The following is a 17,595-nucleotide window of genomic DNA, read 5'->3' on the forward strand; positions in this document are numbered from 1 at the left end:
GCGTAGAGGTCGCAGGAACGCCGCGGGGGCGGAAAGGGGAAACAAGCCATGGCCCCAGGAGGGGATGGGGCGTGGCCGCCGGATCCGGAAGCGTCGGACCGCGGCGTCGTCGCCGGAGCTAGAGCTCCATGGCCGGCGTGCGCGCCAGCCGTTTCTCGCCGTAGATGACGACGAGGTCGCCCACCTGGCGGCGCGACAGCTCACGCCAGCCCTGACGGGCGTACAGCGCGAGGGCCGCGCCCTGGTTGAGCGTGGTGTCGCCGCGCAGGCTGCTGAAGCCGAGCTCCAGGGCGCGGTCTTCGAGGGCCGAGAGCATGACGCCGCCGTAGCCGCGCCGCTGGAACTCGGGATGGACCCTGAGCCTGCACACCTCGGCGGTCTCCCGGTCGACGGGCTTCAGGCCGCCCATGGCGACCACCCGCGAGCCGGTCTCGCCCACGATGAAGTCACCGCCGCAGGCCAGGTAGATCTCCTGGATGCGGGGGAAGTCGTCGTCGTAGTAGACGCCGTCGCCGGGTTGGAGACCCACCTCGGCGAGGCAGATCCGGTGCAGCGCGAGGATGGTGTCGAGATCGGACCAGCGGTACCGCCGGATCTTCAACGTCATCCACCGCTCCCTTCCTTCTGGGCCAACTTCCGACGCCGCAGCTGGGCGCTGAATTCAGCCAGCATCTGATGTTTGTCGTCCTTCTTCATGATCTGCTGCTCCAACGCGAGCGCTGGGCGGATGATGAGGTCCGTAAGGTATTCATCCCCCAGATTGCGCAAGGCGTTCGTACCAATTTGTAGGGCTTCGTCGATGTCACCCTCCAGGAGGCGGCACTGGGCCTGGTCGAGCCTGATCAGGGTCTGATCGAGGACGTGGTCCTCGTACTTGCCGAGCGCCTGGTCGAGCACCACCTCGGCCTCGATGGTCTGGCCGAGCTTGGTGAGCACGTCGCCCTGGTAGAAGTAGAGCTGCTTCTCGGTGTAGCCGAAGGCCATGTCCTCCTGCTCCTCGCTCTTCATGTGCGAGAAGGCGCTCCTGGCCCGGGCCAGCGCGCGCTTGGCCTGGTCGACGACCTCCTTCTTGCTGTCGGTGCCCGAGAGCATGGCCAGGGCCCGCGCCTCGACGACCGGCGCCATGGCCTGGGCCACGCACGGCGTGGCGCCCGCCAGGTCGCGGCTCTTCTTGGCCAGGTTGAGCGCCTCACGGGCGTCGCCGTAGTAGAGGGGGACGAGCGACTCCCTGGCCGTGATCCAGGCCCGCAGCGCGCGGTCGCCGGTCTCGTCGGCGGCGATGCGGCCGGTGCGGAAGAACGACCGCGCCAGCCGGTGGTCGCCCAGGTTGATCATCACCATGCCGCTCAGGCCGGCCAGCTGCGCGGCCATGCGGCACAACCGGTCCTGGAGGTCGATCGGCTGACGCCTGGACAACGCCGTGCGGACCGCGCTCAGCTCCAGCAGCACGTCGCACAACAGCCGCAGCGGGGGCGTCGTGGTGTACTGGCGGCCGAAGGCCAGCGTCGCCTCCTCCCACTGGTCGAGCATGCCGCCCGACACGGTGGCCGAGACCAGCGTCTCGTCCATCCGCCGCCGGATGCCCTCGCACGCCCCCAGCACCGGCCCGTCGAACTGCTGCTTGAACGAGACGTCGGTGTCGAGCAGGTTTAACAACGTGCGCCGCAGGATGTTCTCGTCCTCCTGGGCGTCGGCCTCGACGGTCATCGGATGGATCACCAGGTCGCGCGGGAGCGACGCCGACCCCGGCACACGACCGACGGGCTCGCTGAGCACGCCGGGCATCCGGTGGCCGTGGCCGCAGATGCAGGGCCCGTCGAAGCCGAGCTCGATGGGCTCGACCCGGTAGACCGAGCACAGGTAGTGGAGGTATTCGGGGCCCGGCCGCTTGAGCCCGCTCTCGTACGCCGACAGCAACGTCTCGCCGATGCCCGGCGGCGCCTTGGCGTCGCGCTCGAACAACGCGCGCACCTGCTCGATCACGTCCGCCAGCGCGATGCCGTAGGACAGGCGGTGCGCTTTGATGCGGGTCGTGCTGAACTGCGGCGAGCACGCCTCGTGGATCTCTTCAGCTATCTGGGCGGAGGTGCGCCCGGTGGCAAGGCCCTTGGCCCTGATCCGCCGGGCGATCTCCGTTTCCCTGTGCTGCCTGCCGGACATCCCGGCCCCTCTCCCGATGTCTCGACCCGTCAAGACTGGTGACTCAGCGTAGCCCTCAGGTAGCTCTTCGCCTAGAGATGACTATGAAGCAGTGAGAGCTGTTTGGAAACGTGCTCATCAAGCCTACGGTTAAGGATCGTCCTCCGAGGGACTGTTTCTTACAACCCATGAGGGAATAGCCACTCCCTGTGATCAGCAGAGTGGCGTTGCGTGTGCTGTTGACTTGAGCCATGTTTGGCCCACCAGCAACGATTCCCAAGGAGGACGAGAAGGTGACGGACGACAAGATCGGACATCTGCAGCGCCTCGTATCCGAGCTCGGCGCTCGCGGTCTGCTCGCACGAGTGGTGCAGACCCAGAGCGGCCGGCAGTTCGTACGCGTCATCAACCCGAAGGCGACGAGCCTGTCCGAGAACGTCACCTGCCGCCCGGCGAACGCCTCGGACCTTCCCGACTGGTGGTACTGCTGGTCCTGGGGCGAACCCATGCACACGGCCGACGACCCGGCCGGTGCCGCGACCAAGGTCGCACGCGTGCTCGCCGCGGTGGGAGAGTGACCACGCGGTGATCCGGGTGGAGCGCAGCCACCACGGGTCACCGCCCCCACGGCGGCCCCGCGGGGCCGGCGGGACGATCGGTGCGGAGGGCGTCCGGGTTGCCGGGCCCCTGATCGTCCCGCCGGTTCCGGCCCCTTCGCGCGGGCGTACGCCCGTGCGCGCAGATCAGCCCGGCGGGTGCGCCCGCCGGGTGCCGGGGGGATCACCTCCCCCCTTGGAACCGGCACGGGCCATGCTTCCGGGTGTGTGGCCCGTCCGAGCCGACCGTCATCGGAGCGTCCGGTCTCTCCCTCCGCGGCCCAGAGACCGGGCGACCCCGTCTTCCCCGGCGTGATGTGACGGCGGCCGGTTCGGTCAGCGGTATTTTTAGATCCAATTGGACTGATTTGCCGCTGACCGAACCGCTTCCTGAGGGGGAATCCACCCAGTGTTCCTGTTGGTGACACCAGGGCCATCGCCTACGCCCACGCCGGCAGATTCGTCGCTCGTGCAGGACTTGGACAAAGTGAGCTCGCAGATGGCGCAAGCCTGTCAAGGTGACACGGTGTTCTGTGGTCCCCTGGTCGACTGGCTCGACAACGCCTCCTGGGCGCCGTTGCTGGCCAGCTTCATCACCATCGTCCTGATCCTGGTGCTCGGGTTCGTCGTGCGGAACATCTCGCACCGGGTGATCACCAAGGTGGTGAACCGGGCGGCCACCGGCGGCTCGCTCGCCAACAGGTTCCGCCGCAACGCGGCCACCGACGGCATCGACGCGCTGCTGCACGAGCGCCGCAAGCAGCGGGCCGAGACCATGGGATCGGTGCTCAAGCACATCGCCTCCATCGTCGTCCTCGGCACCGCGATCCTCACCGTGCTCGACCGGCTGACGATCCCCATCGCCCCCCTGCTGACCAGCGTCGGCATCCTGGGCGTGGCGATCGGCTTCGGCGCGCAGGAGCTGGTGAAGGACTTCATCGCCGGCATGTTCATGCTGCTGGAGGACCAGTACGGCGTGGGCGACGTGATCGACGCGGGCGCCGCCGTCGGCACCGTCGAGGCGGTCACCCTGCGGGTCACCCGGCTGCGCGACGCCGACGGCCGCGTCTGGTACGTGCGCAACGGCACGATCACCCGCGTCGGCAACGAGTCGCAGGGCTGGTCGCGGGCCTACTTCGACGTCCCGGTGGCCTACGACGCCGACATCACCGCCGTACGCGCGGCGCTGGAGATCGTGGCCGAGGAGATCTGGGCCGATCCCGAGTTCCGCGAGAGCGTGATCGTGGAGGAGCCCCAGGTGTACGGCGTGGAGCAGCTGTCCGACAGCGCGCTGGTGTTCCGCATCACCGCCAAGACGCTGCCCTCCCGCCAGGCCGAGGTCGCCCGGGAGATCCGGCTCAGGGTGAAGGCCGCCCTGGACTCCGCCGGAATCCCCATGGTCGCCATTGCATAAGGTGAGAACGTGACAGAGACCTCCTTCTACGACGCCGTAGGCGGCGAGGAGACCTTCCGCCGCCTCGTCCACCGTTTCTACGAAGGTGTCGCGGAAGACCCCCTGCTGCGGCCGCTCTACCCCGAGCCCGACCTGACGGGCGCCGAGGACCGGCTGCGCGGATTCCTGATCCAGTACTGGGGCGGCCCCAACACCTACAGCCAGGAGCGCGGCCATCCCCGGCTGCGCATGCGGCACGTGCCGTTCGTGATCGGGGAGGCCGAGCGCGACGCCTGGCTGCGGCACATGCGTGACGCGGTCGACTCGCTCGGCCTGCCCGACGATCAGGCGAGCAGGCTCTGGGACTATCTGGTCTACGCGGCCCACAGCTTGGTGAACTCGCCGACATAACGGGCATGACGCCCACATGGATATCCCCTGGTGGCGTGATGCCGTCGTCTACGAGATCTACGTTCGCAGCTTCGCCGACGCCTCCGGAGACGGCGTCGGCGACCTGGCCGGGGTGCGGGAGCGGATTCCGTACCTGAGGAGGCTGGGGGTCGACGCCATCTGGCTGACGCCGTTCTACCCCTCTCCGATGGCCGACGGCGGTTACGACGTGGCGGACTACCGCGGCGTCGACCCGCTGTTCGGCACGCTGGCCGACTTCGACGCGCTGGTGGCCGAGGCCCACGGGCACGGGCTGAAGGTGCTGGTGGACATCGTCCCCAACCACAGCTCCGCCCAGCACCCCTGGTTCCAGGCCGCGCTGCGGGGCGAGAAACGCGACCGGTACATCTTCCGCGACACGACCAACAACTGGCAGTCCACGTTCAGCGGCCCGGCGTGGACCCAGGTCCCCGACGGGCAGTGGTACCTGCACCTGTTCGCCCCCGAACAGCCCGACTTCAACTGGCGCAACCCCGAGGTGCACGCGGAGTTCCTCGACGTCCTGCGCTTCTGGCTGGACAAGGGCGTGGACGGGTTCCGCATCGACGTGGCGATGGGCCTGTACAAGGCCGAGGGGCTGCCCGACGTCGGCGACCAGTCGTTCACGTCGGTCTCGCCGGTCTGGGGGCAGCCGGAGGTGCACGGCGTCTACCGCGACTGGCGCAAGGTGCTGGACGCCTACCCCGGTGAGCGCATGGCCGTCGGCGAGGTCTGGACCGACAGCGCCGAGGACCTCGCCCTCTACGTACGCCCGGACGAGCTGCACCAGAGCTTCAACTTCGCCTGGCTGCAGGCGCCGTGGTCGCCGACCGCGTTCAAGAAGGTGATCGACGACACCCTGGCCTCGGTCCCGTACGCGACCTGGGTGCTGTCCAACCACGACGTCGTACGCCATCGCACCCGCTACGAGACCGCCGATCCCGGCACGGGCCTGGCGCGGGCCAGGGCGGCGCTGCTCACGATGCTGGCGCTGCCCGGCTCGGCCTACCTCTACCAGGGCGAGGAGCTGGGCCTGCCGGAGGTGACCGACCTGCCGGCCGAGGCCAGGCAGGACCCGGTGTTCTTCCAGTCGGAGGGCAAGCTGCCGGGCCGCGACGGCTGCCGGGTGCCGCTGCCGTGGTCGGCGGAGTCGCCCTCCTACGGGTTCTCGCCGCCCGGCGTGCGGCCCTGGCTGCCGCAGCCGGCCGCCTTCGCCGAGCTGACGGCCGAGAAGCAGGAGGGCGACGCGGACTCGACGCTGGAGTTCTACCGCCGGGCCCTGGCCTGCCGCCGCGAGGTGGCGGGTGCGATTCCTTACACCCTGGAGTGGCTGGACTCCCCCGAAGGAGCGCTTTTCTTCTCCCGGGGTCCGCTGATCTGCGCGATCAACTGCGGGATGGAGCCCGTACGGCTGCCGGCGCACGACGCGGTGCTGCTGTCCAGCGGCCCCGTCCAGGCCGGGACGCTGCCGCCGGACACCGCCGTGTGGCTGCGCCGGGAGTCATGACCGAGAACCGGCCCGCTGCTCGCCGCGGACGGGGATGACGGGCAGCGACACCAGCGCGCAGGCCAGGCCGGCCGCGTACGCCGCCCAGTACCCCGCCCCGGTGATCAGCGCCCCGGCCAGCGGCGTCACGCCCAGGGCGACGACGTTCTGGACGGTGTTGTGGGTGCCGAGCACCTTGCCCGCCCAGGCGGGGCCGGCCAGCTCGCCCGCCCTCAGGTAGGCCAGCCCGTTGCCGGACACGGTCAGCACCGAGGCCGTGGCCAGCGCCACCGGGCCGAGCAGGCTGTCCGTCGCCGTGCCCACGACCAGCAGGGCGAGCACGGCCAGGCAGGCGCAGGTGAGCAGCAGCAGGGGACGCATCCGCAGGCCGACCCGGTCGGACCAGCGTCCGACGGCAACCCGGACCACGGCCCCGGCGACGGCCGACAGGCCGAAGAGCTGGCCGGCGGCCACGGCGTCCCAGCCGTACAGGCCGACCAGGCAGGTGACGCCGTACGTGCTGACCACGATCTGCGGCACCGCGTGCAGCCCGCTGGTCGCGTGCACCCGCCACAGCGCCGGCTGCCGGTACGGCGACCGCGCCGGCCCCGCGCTCCCCCCGGCGATCGAGTGCGGCGGCTCGGCCAGGAACAGCGCCGCCAGGACGGCGGCCAGCAGGCTCACGGCGGAGCAGACCAGCAGCACGCCGGGCAGCCCGTGCGCCCGCGCGACCGGCGGCAGCACGAACGCCGCGACGGCCATGCCGAGGGTGTAGGACACCTGGCGCAGGCCCATGGCGACCCCGCGCTCGGGCGGCTGGAACCAGCGCAGGACGATCCGGCCGCCGCCGACCATGGCCGCCGACCCGGCCGCGCCCGCCAGCGCGAGCAGCGCGATGACCGCCCAGGCTGGCCCGGCGAAGGCGACGGCGGCGAGCAGCACGGCCGCCAGGCTCACGCCGATGCCGAGCACCAGGCGCTCGCCGTGCCGGTCGGCCAGCGCGCCCCAGGCGACGAGCGCCACCAGAACGCCGATTCCCGGGGCATTTCCAATGACTCCGGCCACTGCCAGCGGAACACCGAAATGTCGCTCAATTTCCGGCATGACGAGAGGCAGGCCGAACAGTCCTAAGGTGACGCTCGCATGGGCGTTGACCCCCAGTGCGAGCATCAGCCAGCGCTTCCTGCCCGGACCGGAGGGCGGCTGCGGTTCCAGGGCGGTCAGCCCTGGGCCGCGTAACGCTTGAGCAGGACGAGCTCGTCCTCGCTGAGCCGGCGCGGCGCGGCCCGCTCGACGTCGTAGGCCACGATCACCGAGGTGGCGGTCGCGTAGACCTCGTCGTCGTCGCGGATCTCGTAGGCCAGGGTGAAGCGGACCGGCCTGAGCTGGGTGACCCAGGTCTCGACCCTGACCGGCTCGGGGCGCAGGCCCAGCGGGCGGCGGTAGTCGATCTCGTGGCGGGTGACCACGAGCCCTCCGAAGGGCGCCTCGCCCGCTCTGACCGGATCGATCGCGAACATGCCGAAGCGGGCGTCCTCCAGGTAGTCGAGGAAGCGCACGTTGTTCACATGCCCCTGGGAGTCGATGTCGGCGAATCTGACCATGCGGAGGAAGACGTGCCGGTGCGCCGCGGAGGGTTCTGCCACGTCCGCCACGGTACCCGTACCGTCCGGCCCGCTGGTCACCGGGCCTTGCGGCGGGCCAGGCAGGCCAGCACGGTCAGCACCGAGATCGCGGCCATGCAGGTGAGCGCCCAGCGGTAACCGGTCACGAGCAGGCCGACCGCGTCGCCGGAGAGCTGCGACAGCGTCCCGGCGAAGACGCGCCGGTGCAGCGCGGCGGGCAGCGGCGCGGTGATGATCGACAGCACCAGGCCGGTGCCGACCACGTTGCCGGTGTTCTGGAGCATGAGGCGCATGGCGTTGACGATGCCGAGACGTTCGGACGGCAGGCCGTCCAGGATGGCGGTGGTGTTGGAGGGCAGGAAGACGCCCGAGCCGAGCCCGATGAGCACGAGCCCGGCGGCCACCGCCGGGTACGGGGTGGTCGCCGACATCGTGCCGAGCAGCGCCAGCAGGCCGCAGGTCGTGGTGGCGGCCCCGGCCACCGCGAGGGTGCGCGCGCTGGTCAGCCGCTGGAGGAAGCCCGACGTCACCGACGCGACCATGGCCGCCACCGCCAGCGGCAGCACCTTGAGCCCGGCCTGTACGGGATCGTCCCCCCGCACGGCCTGGAAGTAGAGCGCGACGAGGAAGACCATGCCCATCCGCGCGACGGCGTTGAGGAAGGAGGCGAGCGTGCCGAAGGCGAAGGCCCGGTCGTGGAACAGCCGCAGGTCCACCACGGGATGGGCGGCCCGCCGCTCCCTGGCTGCGAACAGCGGCAACCCCACGGCGAACGCGGCGAGCCCGGCGGCCACCACCGGATGCCCCCACCCCAGCCTGCCGAACTCCGACAACGCCAGCAGCAGCCCGCCGAGCGTGACCAGCACGAGCACGCTGCCCGGCAGGTCGAGCCCGCGTTCGCGCCCGGCCGGTTCGACCCGCCGCAACGTGAGCGCGCCCCACACCAGGCAGACCACCCCGATGGGCACGTTGAACCAGAACACCCAGCGCCAGCCCAGGTTCGAGGCGAGCACGCCGCCGAGCGTCGGGCCGATCAGCCCGGCGATGGAGAAGGAGGCCACGTAGACGCCCATGCCCTCGCCCAGCCGCTCGCGCGGGAAGGCGTCGCTGACCAGGGCGGCGCTGTTGGTGAGCAACATCGCGGCGCCGGCGGCCTGCACGACCCGCATGGCCACGATGACCCACGCGCCGGGAGCCAGTCCGGCGAGCAGGGCGGCCCCGGTGTAGACGGCCAACCCGATCAGGTACATCCTGCGCCTGCCGAACATGTCCGCCAACCGGCCGAACACCACCATGAGGACGGTCGTGGTCAACTGGAAGCCCAGCAGGATCCAGCCCGCGGCCGTGGCGTCGGCCCCGGTGTGCCGGGCGATCTCGGGCAGCGCGACGTTGATCGCGCTGCCGCCCAGCCCGGTCAGCACGCTGGCCAGGCTCACGACCGAGAGCGTGCGCCAGGCGTGGCCGACGGGAGCGGTGGTCGTCGTCACCAAGGGCCTGTCCTTTCTAGATTTTGATACTAGAATCCAGTTCAAGTCATCGGCCGGTCAAGGATCGAGGTGTCGGATGAGCGGGATCGTCGAAGGTCGCGTGGTGATCGTCACGGGTGCGGCCAGGGGCATCGGGCGCGGGCACGCCCTGGAGTTCGCCAGACAGGGCGCGAAGGTGGTGGTCAACGACCTGGGCGCGGAGGTGGACGGCACCGGCTCGTCCGGGGCCGCCGCCGAGGTGGTGGCCGAGATCGAGGCCATGGGCGGCCAGGCGATCGTCAACGGCGAGGACGTCTCCGACTTCGACGGCGCCGAGCGCCTGATCGGGGCGGCCGTCGAGCGTTTCGGCGACCTGCACGTGCTGGTCAACAACGCCGGGATCCTGCGCGACCGGATGCTGGTCAACATGACCGCCGACGAGTGGGACGCGGTGATCAGGGTGCACCTGCGCGGCACGTTCGCGCCCCTGCGGCACGCCGCCGCCTACTGGCGGTCCAGGGCCAAGTCAGGCGAGCGGGTCGACGCCCGGATCATCAACACGACGTCGTCCTCCGGCATCTACGGCAATCCGGGCCAGGGGAACTACGGCGCGGCCAAGGCGGGCATCGCCGGGCTGACCGTGATCGCCGCCAGGGAGCTGGAGCGCTACGGCGTGACGGTCAACGCCATCGCGCCCGCCGCGCTCACCCGCATGACGGAGAACCTGATCCCGGCCGGGGCGACGGGCGCCGACCCCGACGACATCGCGCCGCTGGTGGTCTGGCTGGCCGGCGCCGAGGCGCGCGGGGTCACCGGACGGGTGTTCAACGTGCGCGGCGGCATGATCAGCGTGGCCGAGGGCTGGCACGCCGGCCCCGGGGTGGACAAGGGCGGCCGCTGGGACCCGGCCGAGCTGGGCGCGGTCATCCCCGCCCTGGTGGACAAGGCCGCCCCCAACGCCCTGACCAACGGCCGCGTCCCCGGGCGGGAGGACTGACATGCCGCTCGACCACTCGCTGATCGGCGTCGAGGGCCCGGCCCGCGAGCGCGCCTGGACCGCCCAGGACACCATGCTGTACGCGCTCGGCGTCGGCTCGGGCCTCGACGAGCTGGAGTTCGCCACCGAGAAGGGGCAGCGGGTGCTGCCGACGTTCGCGGTGCTGGCGGCGCAGTCGCCGGGGCGGCGGCTGGGCGACTTCGACCCGGCCCTGCTGGTCCACGCCGAGCAGGGCTTCGAGCTGCACCGCGAGCTGCCGCCGGCGGGCGGCGTACGGACGACGTCGAAGGTGACCGGCATCTACGACAAGGGCTCGGGCGCGCTGGTGACCACCGAGGCCAGGGCCGTGGACCTGGAGACCGGCGAGCTGGTGATCTCCTCGCGCAGCTCGGTGTTCATCCGGGGCGAGGGCGGCTTCGGCGGCGACCGGGGGCCCCGCGACGAGTGGGCGGTCCCGGACCGGGCGCCCGACCACAAGGTGACCTACCCGACCCGGCCGGACCAGGCGCTGCTCTACCGGCTGTCCGGCGACCGCAACCCGCTGCACAGCGATCCGGAGTTCGCCGCCAGGGCCGGGTTCGACCGGCCGATCCTGCACGGGCTGTGCACGTACGGGGTGACCGGGCGGGCGTTGCTGCACACGCTCGCCGGGTCGGACCCGTCGCGGTTCCGGGCGATGTCCGGCCGGTTCAGCAGCCCGGTGTTCCCCGGCGAGCCGCTGACCGTCTCCATCTGGGCCGACGGCGACGACGTGCTGTTCCGCACCGCCAAGGACGACGGGACGGTGGTGATCGACCGCGGCCGGGCGACGATCAGTCGTCGCTGAGCCCCCTGAGGGGATCGAGGCGGTGGATGAGCTTCATCGCCGCCTCGATGATCTCCCTGGCCTCCTCCTCGGTGTCGGAGGTGGCGACCTCGCGGGCGGCCTCGCCGATGATGCTGGTCAGCACCGCGACCGTGAACCGGTCGAGGGGGTCTCCCCCGGCGCCGAGCAGGACGGCGTTCTGGCGCACCCACTCGCGCCCGCGGGTGCGGCGGATCAGCTCGAAGCCGGGCGGGCCGTCGCCGTCGATGAAGAGCCGGACCAGGTCGCGCCGGTCCCAGGCGCCGTCGAGGTAGGCGCGGGCCCCGGCGATCAGCAGCTCGACGGGGTCGCTGACGCCCTCCTTCTTGGCCTTGGCGACGCTGGCGGCCGACGCCTGCTCGTGGGCCGCCTGGTGGTCCTCGTAGAGGGCGAGGAACAGCTCGGTCTTGCCGCCGAAGTGGTGGTAGAGGCTGCCGACGCTGGAGCCGGCGCGGGCCACGACCTCCGAGACGTTGGAGTCGGCGAAGCCGTGCTCGCTGAAGACCTCACGGGCCGCCTGCAACATGCTCTTGCGCGTCTGAGCCGTACGGCTCCACTCCCACGAGGACTTGCGTGCCATGCCAGGCATTCTATCCCGCCGAATTCTAGAATCTGATTCTTGACCAGTGCCGCGCGGGGGTTAGAATCGCGTACTAGAGAATGATTCTAGAAATTCAGGAGGCGGCCGTGGACTTCTCGCTCAGCCCGGAGGAACGGCAGATCCGCGACACCGTGCGTGCCTTCATCGAGAAAGAGATCATGCCGCTGGAGCCGGAGGTCCTGCGCAACGAGCGCGAAGGGCGTCCGGGGCTCGACCCGGAGGTCGTGCGCGACCTGCGCGCCAAGGCCAGGAAGTCGGGCTTCTGGGGCATCAACACCCCCGAGGAGTACGGCGGCGCGGCGCTCGGCCCGATCATGTCGGCGATCATCGCCATGGAGATGGGCCGCACGTTCGTGCCCTTCTCCTTCGGCGGCAGCGCCGACAACATCCTCTACGCCGGCACCGACGAGCAGAAGCAGCGCTACCTCGTCCCCACCATCGAGGGCGAACGGCGGTCCTGCTTCGCGATCACCGAGCCGGGCGCCGGCTCCGACGCCCGCAACATCCGCACCCGCGCCACCCGCGACGGCGCCGAGTGGGTGATCAACGGCGAGAAGACGTTCATCACCGGCGGCAGCGAGGCCGACTTCGTCATGGTGTTCGCGGTGGCCGAGGGCCACGGCGTGACGTGCTTCCTGGTCGACCGGGACATGGGCTGGACGTCCGAGCCCATCCCGACCATGGGCGAGTGGGGGCCGGCCGCGCTGGTGTTCCAGGACGTGCGGGTGCCCGAGGAGAACATCCTGGGCGAGCTCGGCAAGGGCTTCGAGCTTGCCATGCAGTGGATCGGGCAAGGACGGTACATGATCCCGGCCCGTGCCATCGGCTCCGCCGAGCGCATGCTCCAGATAGCCATCGACTACGCCAAGATCCGCAAGTCGATGGGCCGGACGATCTCGGAGTACCAGGCCATCCAGTGGATGATCGCCGACTCCCAGGTGGAGATCGAGGCGGCCAAGTGGCTCACCCTCCACGCGGCCTGGCAGGTGCAGCAGGGCATGGACGCCCGGCACGCCTCCTCCATCGCCAAGCTCAACGGCGCCGTGATGGCCAACCAGGTCGTGGACCGGGTGCTGCAGATCCACGGCGGCATGGGATACACCAAGGAGCTGCCGGTCGAGCGGTGGTACCGGGAGCTGCGCCTGCTGCGCATCTTCGAGGGCACCGACGAGATCCAGCGCCGCACGATCGCCCGCAACCTCATCAAGGGCCACGCCAGGCTCGGCCTGATCGGAGAGTAGTCCATGTCGGTCGAGGCACTGTTCAACCCGCGCTCGATCGCCCTGGTGGGGGCCACGGACAAGTCGGGCTGGTCGGTCAGCACGCTGCTGAACCTGCGCACCCACGGCTTCTCCGGGCCCGTCCACCTGGTCAACCCCAGGGGCGGGGTGGTGCACGGGTCGCCGGCCTTCCGCAGCCTGACCGAGATCCCCTCCCCCGTCGACCTGGCCTACGTCATGGTGCCGACGGCCGCCGTGCTCGGCGTGCTGAAGGAGGGCGCCAAGCTGGGCATCGGCTGTTACGTCGTCCTCACGGCGGGGTTCGGGGAGGCCGGCGCGGAGGGCGCGCGGCTGGAGGCGGAGATCGCCGGGTTCGCCCGCGAGAACGGCCTGACCATCCTCGGGCCGAACGGCAACGGCTACATCAACGCCGCCGCCGACGTGACCCCGTACGGGCTGCCCATCCCCGAGCCGCTGCTGCGCGGGTCGGTCGGCGTGGTGCTGCAGAGCGGCGCGCTGGCCAGCTCGGTGCTCGGCTTCGCCCAGGCCCGCAACGTCGGCGTCAGCCTGCTGACCTCGATGGGCAACGAGTCGGTCGTCACGGTCACCGACGTCGTCGACTACCTCGTGGACGACCCGGCGACCCGGGTCATCGCCCTGTTCCTGGAGACGATCAGGAACCCGGCCGAGTTCTCCCGGGTCGCCCGCCGGGCACTGGCGGCGGGCAAGCCGATCGTCGCGCTCAAGATCGGCCGCAGCCGGCTCGCCTCGCACACCGCGCAGGCCCACACGGGCGCGCTCGTGGGCGACGACGACGTCATCGACGCCGCCATGCGCCAGCTCGGCGTGATCAGGGTGCGCTCGCTGGAGGACCTCATCATCACCTCCGGGCTGCTGGCCGCCACCGGACCGCTGCCCGGCCGCCGGGTGGGCGTCGTCACCCCGTCCGGCGGCGCGTCCGAGATCATCGCGGACCGGGCCGAGGACGAGGGCCTGGAGCTGCCGCCCTTCGCCGCGGCGACGGTCGAGAAGCTGGCCGGGATCGTGCCGTCGTTCGGCACCGTGCAGAACCCGCTCGACGTCACCGGCTACGTCCTCGTCGACCGCACCCTGCTCGGCCGCGCGCTGGAGACGGTGACCGCCGATCCCGGCATCGACCTGGTCATGCTGCTGTCCGAACCGCCCAGGATCGCCCCTGCGGACCCCGCGCCCGTCCTGGCCATGTACCAGGCCAGCGCGCGGCGCATCGCCGAGTCGCCGGTGCCGGTCGTGGTGGTGAGCAACGTGCTGACCGACGTCACGGAGTTCGGACGCCAGGTGCAGCGGGAGACCGGCTTCCCGTACGTCATGGGCGGGATCGAGCACGGCCTGACCGCGCTCGGCGCGGCGGTGCGCTGGTCGGAGGCCCACCGCAGGGCCCTGACCGGCGGCGGCCCGGCCGGGCGGGCGGCGGTCACCGGCGCATCCGGGGGCGCATCGGGGGGCGCGCCCGAGGGGGCGCACGGCGTGTGGGCCGAGCACCGGGCAGCCGCCCTGCTCGCCGCCGCGGGGCTGCCTGTGGTGCCGTCCGAGACCGCGGCGGACGAGGCGGCGGCGGTGGCCGCGGCCGAGCGGTTCGGCTACCCGGTGGTGCTCAAGGCCGCCGCCGAAGGGCTCGGGCACAAGAGCGACATCGGCGGGGTGCGGCTCGGGTTGTCCGGCCCGGAGGAGGTGCGGCAGGCGTACCGGGAGGTGGTGGCCGCGGCGCGGGCGCACGCCCCCGACGCGGGCGTCCTGGTCCAGCCGCAGCGCGGCGGCGGGATCGAGCTGCTGGCGGGCGTGGTGCGCGACCCGGCCTGGGGGCTCACCCTGGCGGTCGGGCTCGGCGGCGTCTGGGTGGAGGTGCTGCGGGACGCGGCCCTGCGCGTACTGCCGGTGGACGCCGGCGAGGTCCGCCGGGCCCTGTCCGAGCTGCGCGGCGCGGCCCTGCTGGACGGCGCCAGGGGCACCGAGCCCGCCGACCTGGACGCGGTGGCCGACGTGGTGGCCGGGATCGCCGCGTTCGCCGAGAGCCTGGGCGACGACCTGGAGTCCCTGGAGATCAACCCGCTCCTGGTCACCGGCTCCCGCGTCGAGGCCCTGGACGCGCTGATCACCTGGCGCCCGCCGCCCTCCTGACCTGTCGGCTCGGACGCCCTTGCTCAATGGTCAAGGCTCTTCAGCAGGATCATCACGGCTCCCAGGGCGCCCGAGCCGGCTCCGCAGAGCAGCCGGATCCAGAGCCGGTCGGTCTTGGGCGCCGCCGCGAAGAAGCCGAGCACGGTGAGCAGGACGACCGACACGCCGATCTCCAGGTACACCGACGCGTCCACGGACATCACGCCGGTCATCGCCACGCACAGGATCACCGTGAGCGGGACCAGCCCCCACAACATGCCCGTGGACCGCGTCACCGCGCCCCGCACCGCCTTGCGCACGTCCGGCGACCGGTCGCCGACGATCTCGGCGAACGCGTGCGCGATCCAGAACACGATGACCGTGCCGATCGCGGTGGCCAGCAGCTCGGCCGGGTCGGCGATCCAGTGCGAGAGCCCGGAGACGACGCCGGCCGTCAGGATGGTCCCGTAGACCGACTCGCCGTTGACGAACCGCCCCACCCCGCGCGCGGCTCCCGTGCTCACCCGACGAATCTAGTACGGCCCTCGCGCGCGGCCCGACGCCCGACGCGCCCGCCCGGACGGTTTTTCCCGCCCTCGCCCGCCTGGGCGGTCTTTTGCGACCTCGCCCGTCTGGGCAGTTTTCGCGACCTCGCGCGCCCGGGGCCTCGTGGGTCGGGGCGTCTCGGTGGCGGCCGCCCGCGTCCGCAGCAGCGCGGGCGGCCGTCACCGGTCCGGTGGCCGGGTCGTGGCTACTCGACCTCGATGGGCAGCTCGTAGATCTCCGTCGTGGGATGGCCGGCCTTCTCGTGCACCCGCATCACCGCCTCCTTCGACGGCCCCGACGACAGGCAGAACACCTTGCCCGAGTCCGGATCGAGCCAGGCCCGCTCGAAGTGCACACCCTCGGCCCCCTCGACCGCCAGGTCCCGCTCGTGGGCCTCGCGCAACTGCTCCTCGGTGACGCCGACGAAACCACTGTGCACGTCCATGAACTTCGGCATCGCCGTCTCCTCTTCTCAGGATCTTCCGCTTCCGATGGAGAGGCGTTCCATTCCGTTCCATCCCGTTCCATCGGCCCGTCCGGGCTCGCCTGCCCGGAGGGCCGTGCGCGGAACCTAGGGCAACCGGGAAGCCAGGACGAGGGTGGCGGCGGAGGCGAACATGCCGCCGTTGCCCAGCACCACGCTCACCTCCACGTCCGGCACCTGGGCCGCGGCCTCGCCCCGGAGCTGCCGCACCGACTCCTGGATGGCGAACATGCCGTACATGCCGGTGTGCGTGTAGGACAGGCCGCCGCCGTTGGTGTTCATCGGCAGCCGGCCGCCGGGCGAGGTGTGCCCCTCGGCGATGAACGCCCCAGCCTCGCCCCGGCCGACGAAGCCCAGGTCTTCCAGGCCGTAGACGGGCACGTGGGCGAAGGCGTCGTACACCATCAGGTGGTCGACGTCGTCGTGGGAGATCCCGGCCTCGGCGAAGGCGGCCCGGCCGGACAGGCGGAAGCCCTTGGAGGTGGTGAAGTCCTCCATCTGCGAGACCATCGGCGCGTCCATGGCCTCGCCGGAGCCGAGCAGGTACACCGGCGGGCGGCGCGACAGCTCCTCGGAGGTGACGACCAGCGCGCCGCCGCCGTCCGTCACCAGGCAGCATTCCAGCAGGTGGAAGGGGTAGGCGACGAGCTTGGACGCGAGCACGTCCTCGACCGTGATCAGGTCGCGGTACATGGCGCGCGGGTTCCTGGAGGCCCAGCGGCGCTGCGCGACCGCCACCTCGGCCAGCTGCTCGTGGGTGAGGCCGGTCTCCTTCATGTGGCGCAGCGCCGTGACGGTGAACGACGTCGGCGGCCCGACCACCCCGTACGGCAGCTCGAACTGCCCGAGCAGCGAGTCCGCGCCCAGCCCCCACCGGCCGGCGCCGACGCGCGACCGTCCCGACTCGCCGTGCGTGATCAGCACGGTACGGCACAGCCCGGCCCGGATGGCGGCGGCCGCGTGCCGTACGTGGAACAGGAACGACGACCCGCCCACGCCCGTGCCGTCGAGCCAGGAGGGCGTGATGCCGAGGGCGTGGGCGACCTGGATCGGGCCGGGCGTGCCGACCGTGGCGATGCCGTCGATGTCGTGTTTCGTCATGCCCGCGTCGGCGAGGGCGTTGCGCGCGGCCTCCAGGTGGAGCTGGAAGGTGGAGCGGTCCGGCAGGCGGCCGATCTCGTCGGTCTCGGCCGCCCCGGCGATCACGATGTTCATCGGGCGCCCTCCGCGGGCTCGAAGAGCGGCACGTGCACGTCGCCACGCCGCTCGAACACCACCCGCAGCTCCATGTCCAGCGGCAGGTTCTCGGGGGTGTTGGGCACGCCGACGATGTTGGTCATCATCCGCACGCCCTCCTCCAGCTCCACGACGGCGATGGCGTAGGGCCCGCCGGCCTCGAAACCGGGCGCGGGACGATGGTTGATCACGTACGAGTACAGGGTCGCGCGGCCCGTCGCGCGCACCCACTCCACGTCTCCGCCACCGCAGTGGGGGCAGCTCGGCCGGGGGTAGAAGTAGTGCCGCGCGCACGTCTGGCAGCGCTGGATCCTGAGCTCCCCCGCGGCCGTGCCGTCCCAGAACGGCTGGGTCTCGGGCGTTGGCTTCGGTGCCGGTTTCATGGGCCTCCCCACTC

The 17,595-nt window shown here is 71.4% G+C and carries 18 protein-coding genes; 8 read left to right on the top strand and 10 right to left on the bottom strand.

Features of this window, described 5'->3' with window-relative positions:
• Positions 1 to 118: 118 nt before the first annotated feature.
• Positions 119 to 607, bottom strand: a complete 489-nt coding sequence (locus ACIBK9_RS26900) for a GNAT family N-acetyltransferase (RefSeq protein ID WP_358294741.1) — start codon at positions 605 to 607, stop codon at positions 119 to 121.
• Positions 604 to 2,160 carry an XRE family transcriptional regulator gene (locus tag ACIBK9_RS26905; protein ID WP_397161755.1) on the bottom strand — a complete coding sequence of 519 codons (1,557 nt, stop codon included), beginning with the start codon at positions 2,158 to 2,160 and terminating at the stop codon, positions 604 to 606. Before ACIBK9_RS26905 ends, ACIBK9_RS26900 begins: the two co-directional genes overlap by 4 nt.
• A 272-nt stretch (positions 2,161 to 2,432) precedes the next feature.
• Here ACIBK9_RS26905 and ACIBK9_RS26910 point away from each other — a divergent pair, with 272 nt between their 5' ends.
• The 4 genes from ACIBK9_RS26910 (at position 2,433) to ACIBK9_RS26925 (ending at position 6,064) form a co-directional block, all read left to right on the top strand.
• Entirely contained in the window at positions 2,433 to 2,717 is a 285-nt protein-coding gene (locus tag ACIBK9_RS26910) for a hypothetical protein (RefSeq protein WP_352360547.1), read from the top strand.
• A 544-nt stretch (positions 2,718 to 3,261) separates the two neighbouring features.
• Entirely contained in the window at positions 3,262 to 4,149 is an 888-nt protein-coding gene (locus ACIBK9_RS26915) for a mechanosensitive ion channel family protein (protein ID WP_352360549.1), read from the top strand.
• 9 nt (positions 4,150 to 4,158) lie between these two features.
• A complete protein-coding gene (locus ACIBK9_RS26920) occupies positions 4,159 to 4,539 on the top strand; it encodes a globin (protein ID WP_352360551.1) in 381 nt (126 codons plus the stop codon).
• Positions 4,540 to 4,555: 16 nt separating this feature from the next.
• Entirely contained in the window at positions 4,556 to 6,064 is a 1,509-nt protein-coding gene (locus tag ACIBK9_RS26925) for an alpha-amylase family glycosyl hydrolase (RefSeq protein ID WP_397161756.1), read from the top strand.
• On the opposite strand, the gene ACIBK9_RS26930 is transcribed toward ACIBK9_RS26925, so the two are convergent.
• The 3 genes from ACIBK9_RS26930 to ACIBK9_RS26940 all read right to left on the bottom strand — a co-directional run bounded on the left by ACIBK9_RS26930 (position 6,059) and on the right by ACIBK9_RS26940 (position 9,155).
• Positions 6,059 to 7,213: an MFS transporter gene (locus tag ACIBK9_RS26930; protein ID WP_397161757.1), complete on the bottom strand. Its 1,155-nt coding sequence runs from the start codon at positions 7,211 to 7,213 to the stop codon at positions 6,059 to 6,061. The two genes, ACIBK9_RS26925 and ACIBK9_RS26930, sit on opposite strands and share 6 nt — an antisense overlap.
• Positions 7,214 to 7,263: 50 nt before the next feature.
• Positions 7,264 to 7,647, bottom strand: a complete 384-nt coding sequence (locus ACIBK9_RS26935) for an acyl-CoA thioesterase (RefSeq protein ID WP_397162086.1) — start codon at positions 7,645 to 7,647, stop codon at positions 7,264 to 7,266.
• Positions 7,648 to 7,724: 77 nt separating this feature from the next.
• On the bottom strand, positions 7,725 to 9,155 hold the full coding sequence (locus tag ACIBK9_RS26940; RefSeq protein WP_358294751.1) for an MFS transporter: 1,431 nt from the start codon (positions 9,153 to 9,155) through the stop codon (positions 7,725 to 7,727).
• Positions 9,156 to 9,231: 76 nt separating this feature from the next.
• On the opposite strand from ACIBK9_RS26940, the gene ACIBK9_RS26945 reads away from it, so the two are divergent.
• Both ACIBK9_RS26945 and ACIBK9_RS26950 read left to right on the top strand, forming a co-directional pair.
• On the top strand, positions 9,232 to 10,131 hold the full coding sequence (locus tag ACIBK9_RS26945) for an SDR family oxidoreductase (RefSeq protein ID WP_397161758.1): 900 nt from the start codon (positions 9,232 to 9,234) through the stop codon (positions 10,129 to 10,131).
• A 1-nt stretch (position 10,132) separates the two neighbouring features.
• A complete protein-coding gene (locus tag ACIBK9_RS26950; protein ID WP_397161759.1) occupies positions 10,133 to 10,957 on the top strand; it encodes a MaoC/PaaZ C-terminal domain-containing protein in 825 nt (274 codons plus the stop codon).
• On the opposite strand, the gene ACIBK9_RS26955 is transcribed toward ACIBK9_RS26950, so the two are convergent.
• Entirely contained in the window at positions 10,944 to 11,555 is a 612-nt protein-coding gene (locus tag ACIBK9_RS26955; protein WP_352322431.1) for a TetR/AcrR family transcriptional regulator, read from the bottom strand. The genes ACIBK9_RS26950 and ACIBK9_RS26955 overlap by 14 nt on opposite strands.
• A gap of 80 nt (positions 11,556 to 11,635) precedes the next feature.
• On the opposite strand from ACIBK9_RS26955, the gene ACIBK9_RS26960 reads away from it, so the two are divergent.
• Positions 11,636 to 12,817, top strand: coding sequence for an acyl-CoA dehydrogenase family protein (locus ACIBK9_RS26960; RefSeq protein WP_397161760.1), 1,182 nt, complete (start codon positions 11,636 to 11,638; stop codon positions 12,815 to 12,817).
• 3 nt (positions 12,818 to 12,820) lie between these two features.
• The gene (locus ACIBK9_RS26965) at positions 12,821 to 14,953 is read left to right on the top strand and encodes an acetate--CoA ligase family protein (protein WP_397161761.1); all 2,133 of its coding nucleotides are present in this window, start codon (positions 12,821 to 12,823) and stop codon (positions 14,951 to 14,953) included.
• A gap of 23 nt (positions 14,954 to 14,976) precedes the next feature.
• Here the strand turns inward: ACIBK9_RS26965 and ACIBK9_RS26970 are convergent, their stop codons facing one another.
• From ACIBK9_RS26970 to ACIBK9_RS26985, 4 genes are all read right to left on the bottom strand, one after another.
• On the bottom strand, positions 14,977 to 15,456 hold the full coding sequence (locus ACIBK9_RS26970) for a hypothetical protein (protein WP_387678979.1): 480 nt from the start codon (positions 15,454 to 15,456) through the stop codon (positions 14,977 to 14,979).
• A gap of 227 nt (positions 15,457 to 15,683) precedes the next feature.
• Positions 15,684 to 15,935 (bottom strand): SCO4226 family nickel-binding protein, encoded by a 252-nt coding sequence (locus ACIBK9_RS26975; protein ID WP_358294765.1) that lies wholly within the window; start codon positions 15,933 to 15,935, stop codon positions 15,684 to 15,686.
• 114 nt (positions 15,936 to 16,049) lie between these two features.
• Positions 16,050 to 17,177, bottom strand: coding sequence for a thiolase C-terminal domain-containing protein (locus tag ACIBK9_RS26980; RefSeq protein WP_358294767.1), 1,128 nt, complete (start codon positions 17,175 to 17,177; stop codon positions 16,050 to 16,052).
• Positions 17,174 to 17,581, bottom strand: a complete 408-nt coding sequence (locus tag ACIBK9_RS26985; protein WP_358294769.1) for a Zn-ribbon domain-containing OB-fold protein — start codon at positions 17,579 to 17,581, stop codon at positions 17,174 to 17,176. The genes ACIBK9_RS26980 and ACIBK9_RS26985 overlap by 4 nt, the downstream gene beginning before the upstream one ends.
• Positions 17,582 to 17,595: the final 14 nt, after the last annotated feature.

Origin of the sequence: Nonomuraea sp. NPDC050227 (assembly GCF_044459705.1) — a bacterium.
GTDB lineage: Bacteria > Actinomycetota > Actinomycetes > Streptosporangiales > Streptosporangiaceae > Nonomuraea.

Excerpts from the sequence above, each read along its gene's own strand:
- ACIBK9_RS26960 (WP_397161760.1), top strand. The coding sequence starts at position 11,636 with ATGATTCTAGAAATTCAGGAGGCGGCCGTGGACTTCTCGCTCAGCCCG.
- ACIBK9_RS26980 (WP_358294767.1), bottom strand. The coding sequence starts at position 17,177 with ATGAACATCGTGATCGCCGGGGCGGCCGAGACCGACGAGATCGGCCGC.
- ACIBK9_RS26965 (WP_397161761.1), top strand. The coding sequence starts at position 12,821 with ATGTCGGTCGAGGCACTGTTCAACCCGCGCTCGATCGCCCTGGTGGGG.
- ACIBK9_RS26935 (WP_397162086.1), bottom strand. The coding sequence starts at position 7,647 with ATGGTCAGATTCGCCGACATCGACTCCCAGGGGCATGTGAACAACGTG.
- ACIBK9_RS26945 (WP_397161758.1), top strand. The coding sequence starts at position 9,232 with ATGAGCGGGATCGTCGAAGGTCGCGTGGTGATCGTCACGGGTGCGGCC.
- ACIBK9_RS26985 (WP_358294769.1), bottom strand. The coding sequence starts at position 17,581 with ATGAAACCGGCACCGAAGCCAACGCCCGAGACCCAGCCGTTCTGGGAC.
- ACIBK9_RS26930 (WP_397161757.1), bottom strand. The coding sequence starts at position 7,213 with ATGCTCGCACTGGGGGTCAACGCCCATGCGAGCGTCACCTTAGGACTG.
- ACIBK9_RS26975 (WP_358294765.1), bottom strand. The coding sequence starts at position 15,935 with ATGCCGAAGTTCATGGACGTGCACAGTGGTTTCGTCGGCGTCACCGAG.
- ACIBK9_RS26950 (WP_397161759.1), top strand. The coding sequence starts at position 10,133 with ATGCCGCTCGACCACTCGCTGATCGGCGTCGAGGGCCCGGCCCGCGAG.
- ACIBK9_RS26925 (WP_397161756.1), top strand. The coding sequence starts at position 4,556 with ATGGATATCCCCTGGTGGCGTGATGCCGTCGTCTACGAGATCTACGTT.
- ACIBK9_RS26955 (WP_352322431.1), bottom strand. The coding sequence starts at position 11,555 with ATGGCACGCAAGTCCTCGTGGGAGTGGAGCCGTACGGCTCAGACGCGC.
- ACIBK9_RS26905 (WP_397161755.1), bottom strand. The coding sequence starts at position 2,160 with ATGTCCGGCAGGCAGCACAGGGAAACGGAGATCGCCCGGCGGATCAGG.
- ACIBK9_RS26900 (WP_358294741.1), bottom strand. The coding sequence starts at position 607 with ATGACGTTGAAGATCCGGCGGTACCGCTGGTCCGATCTCGACACCATC.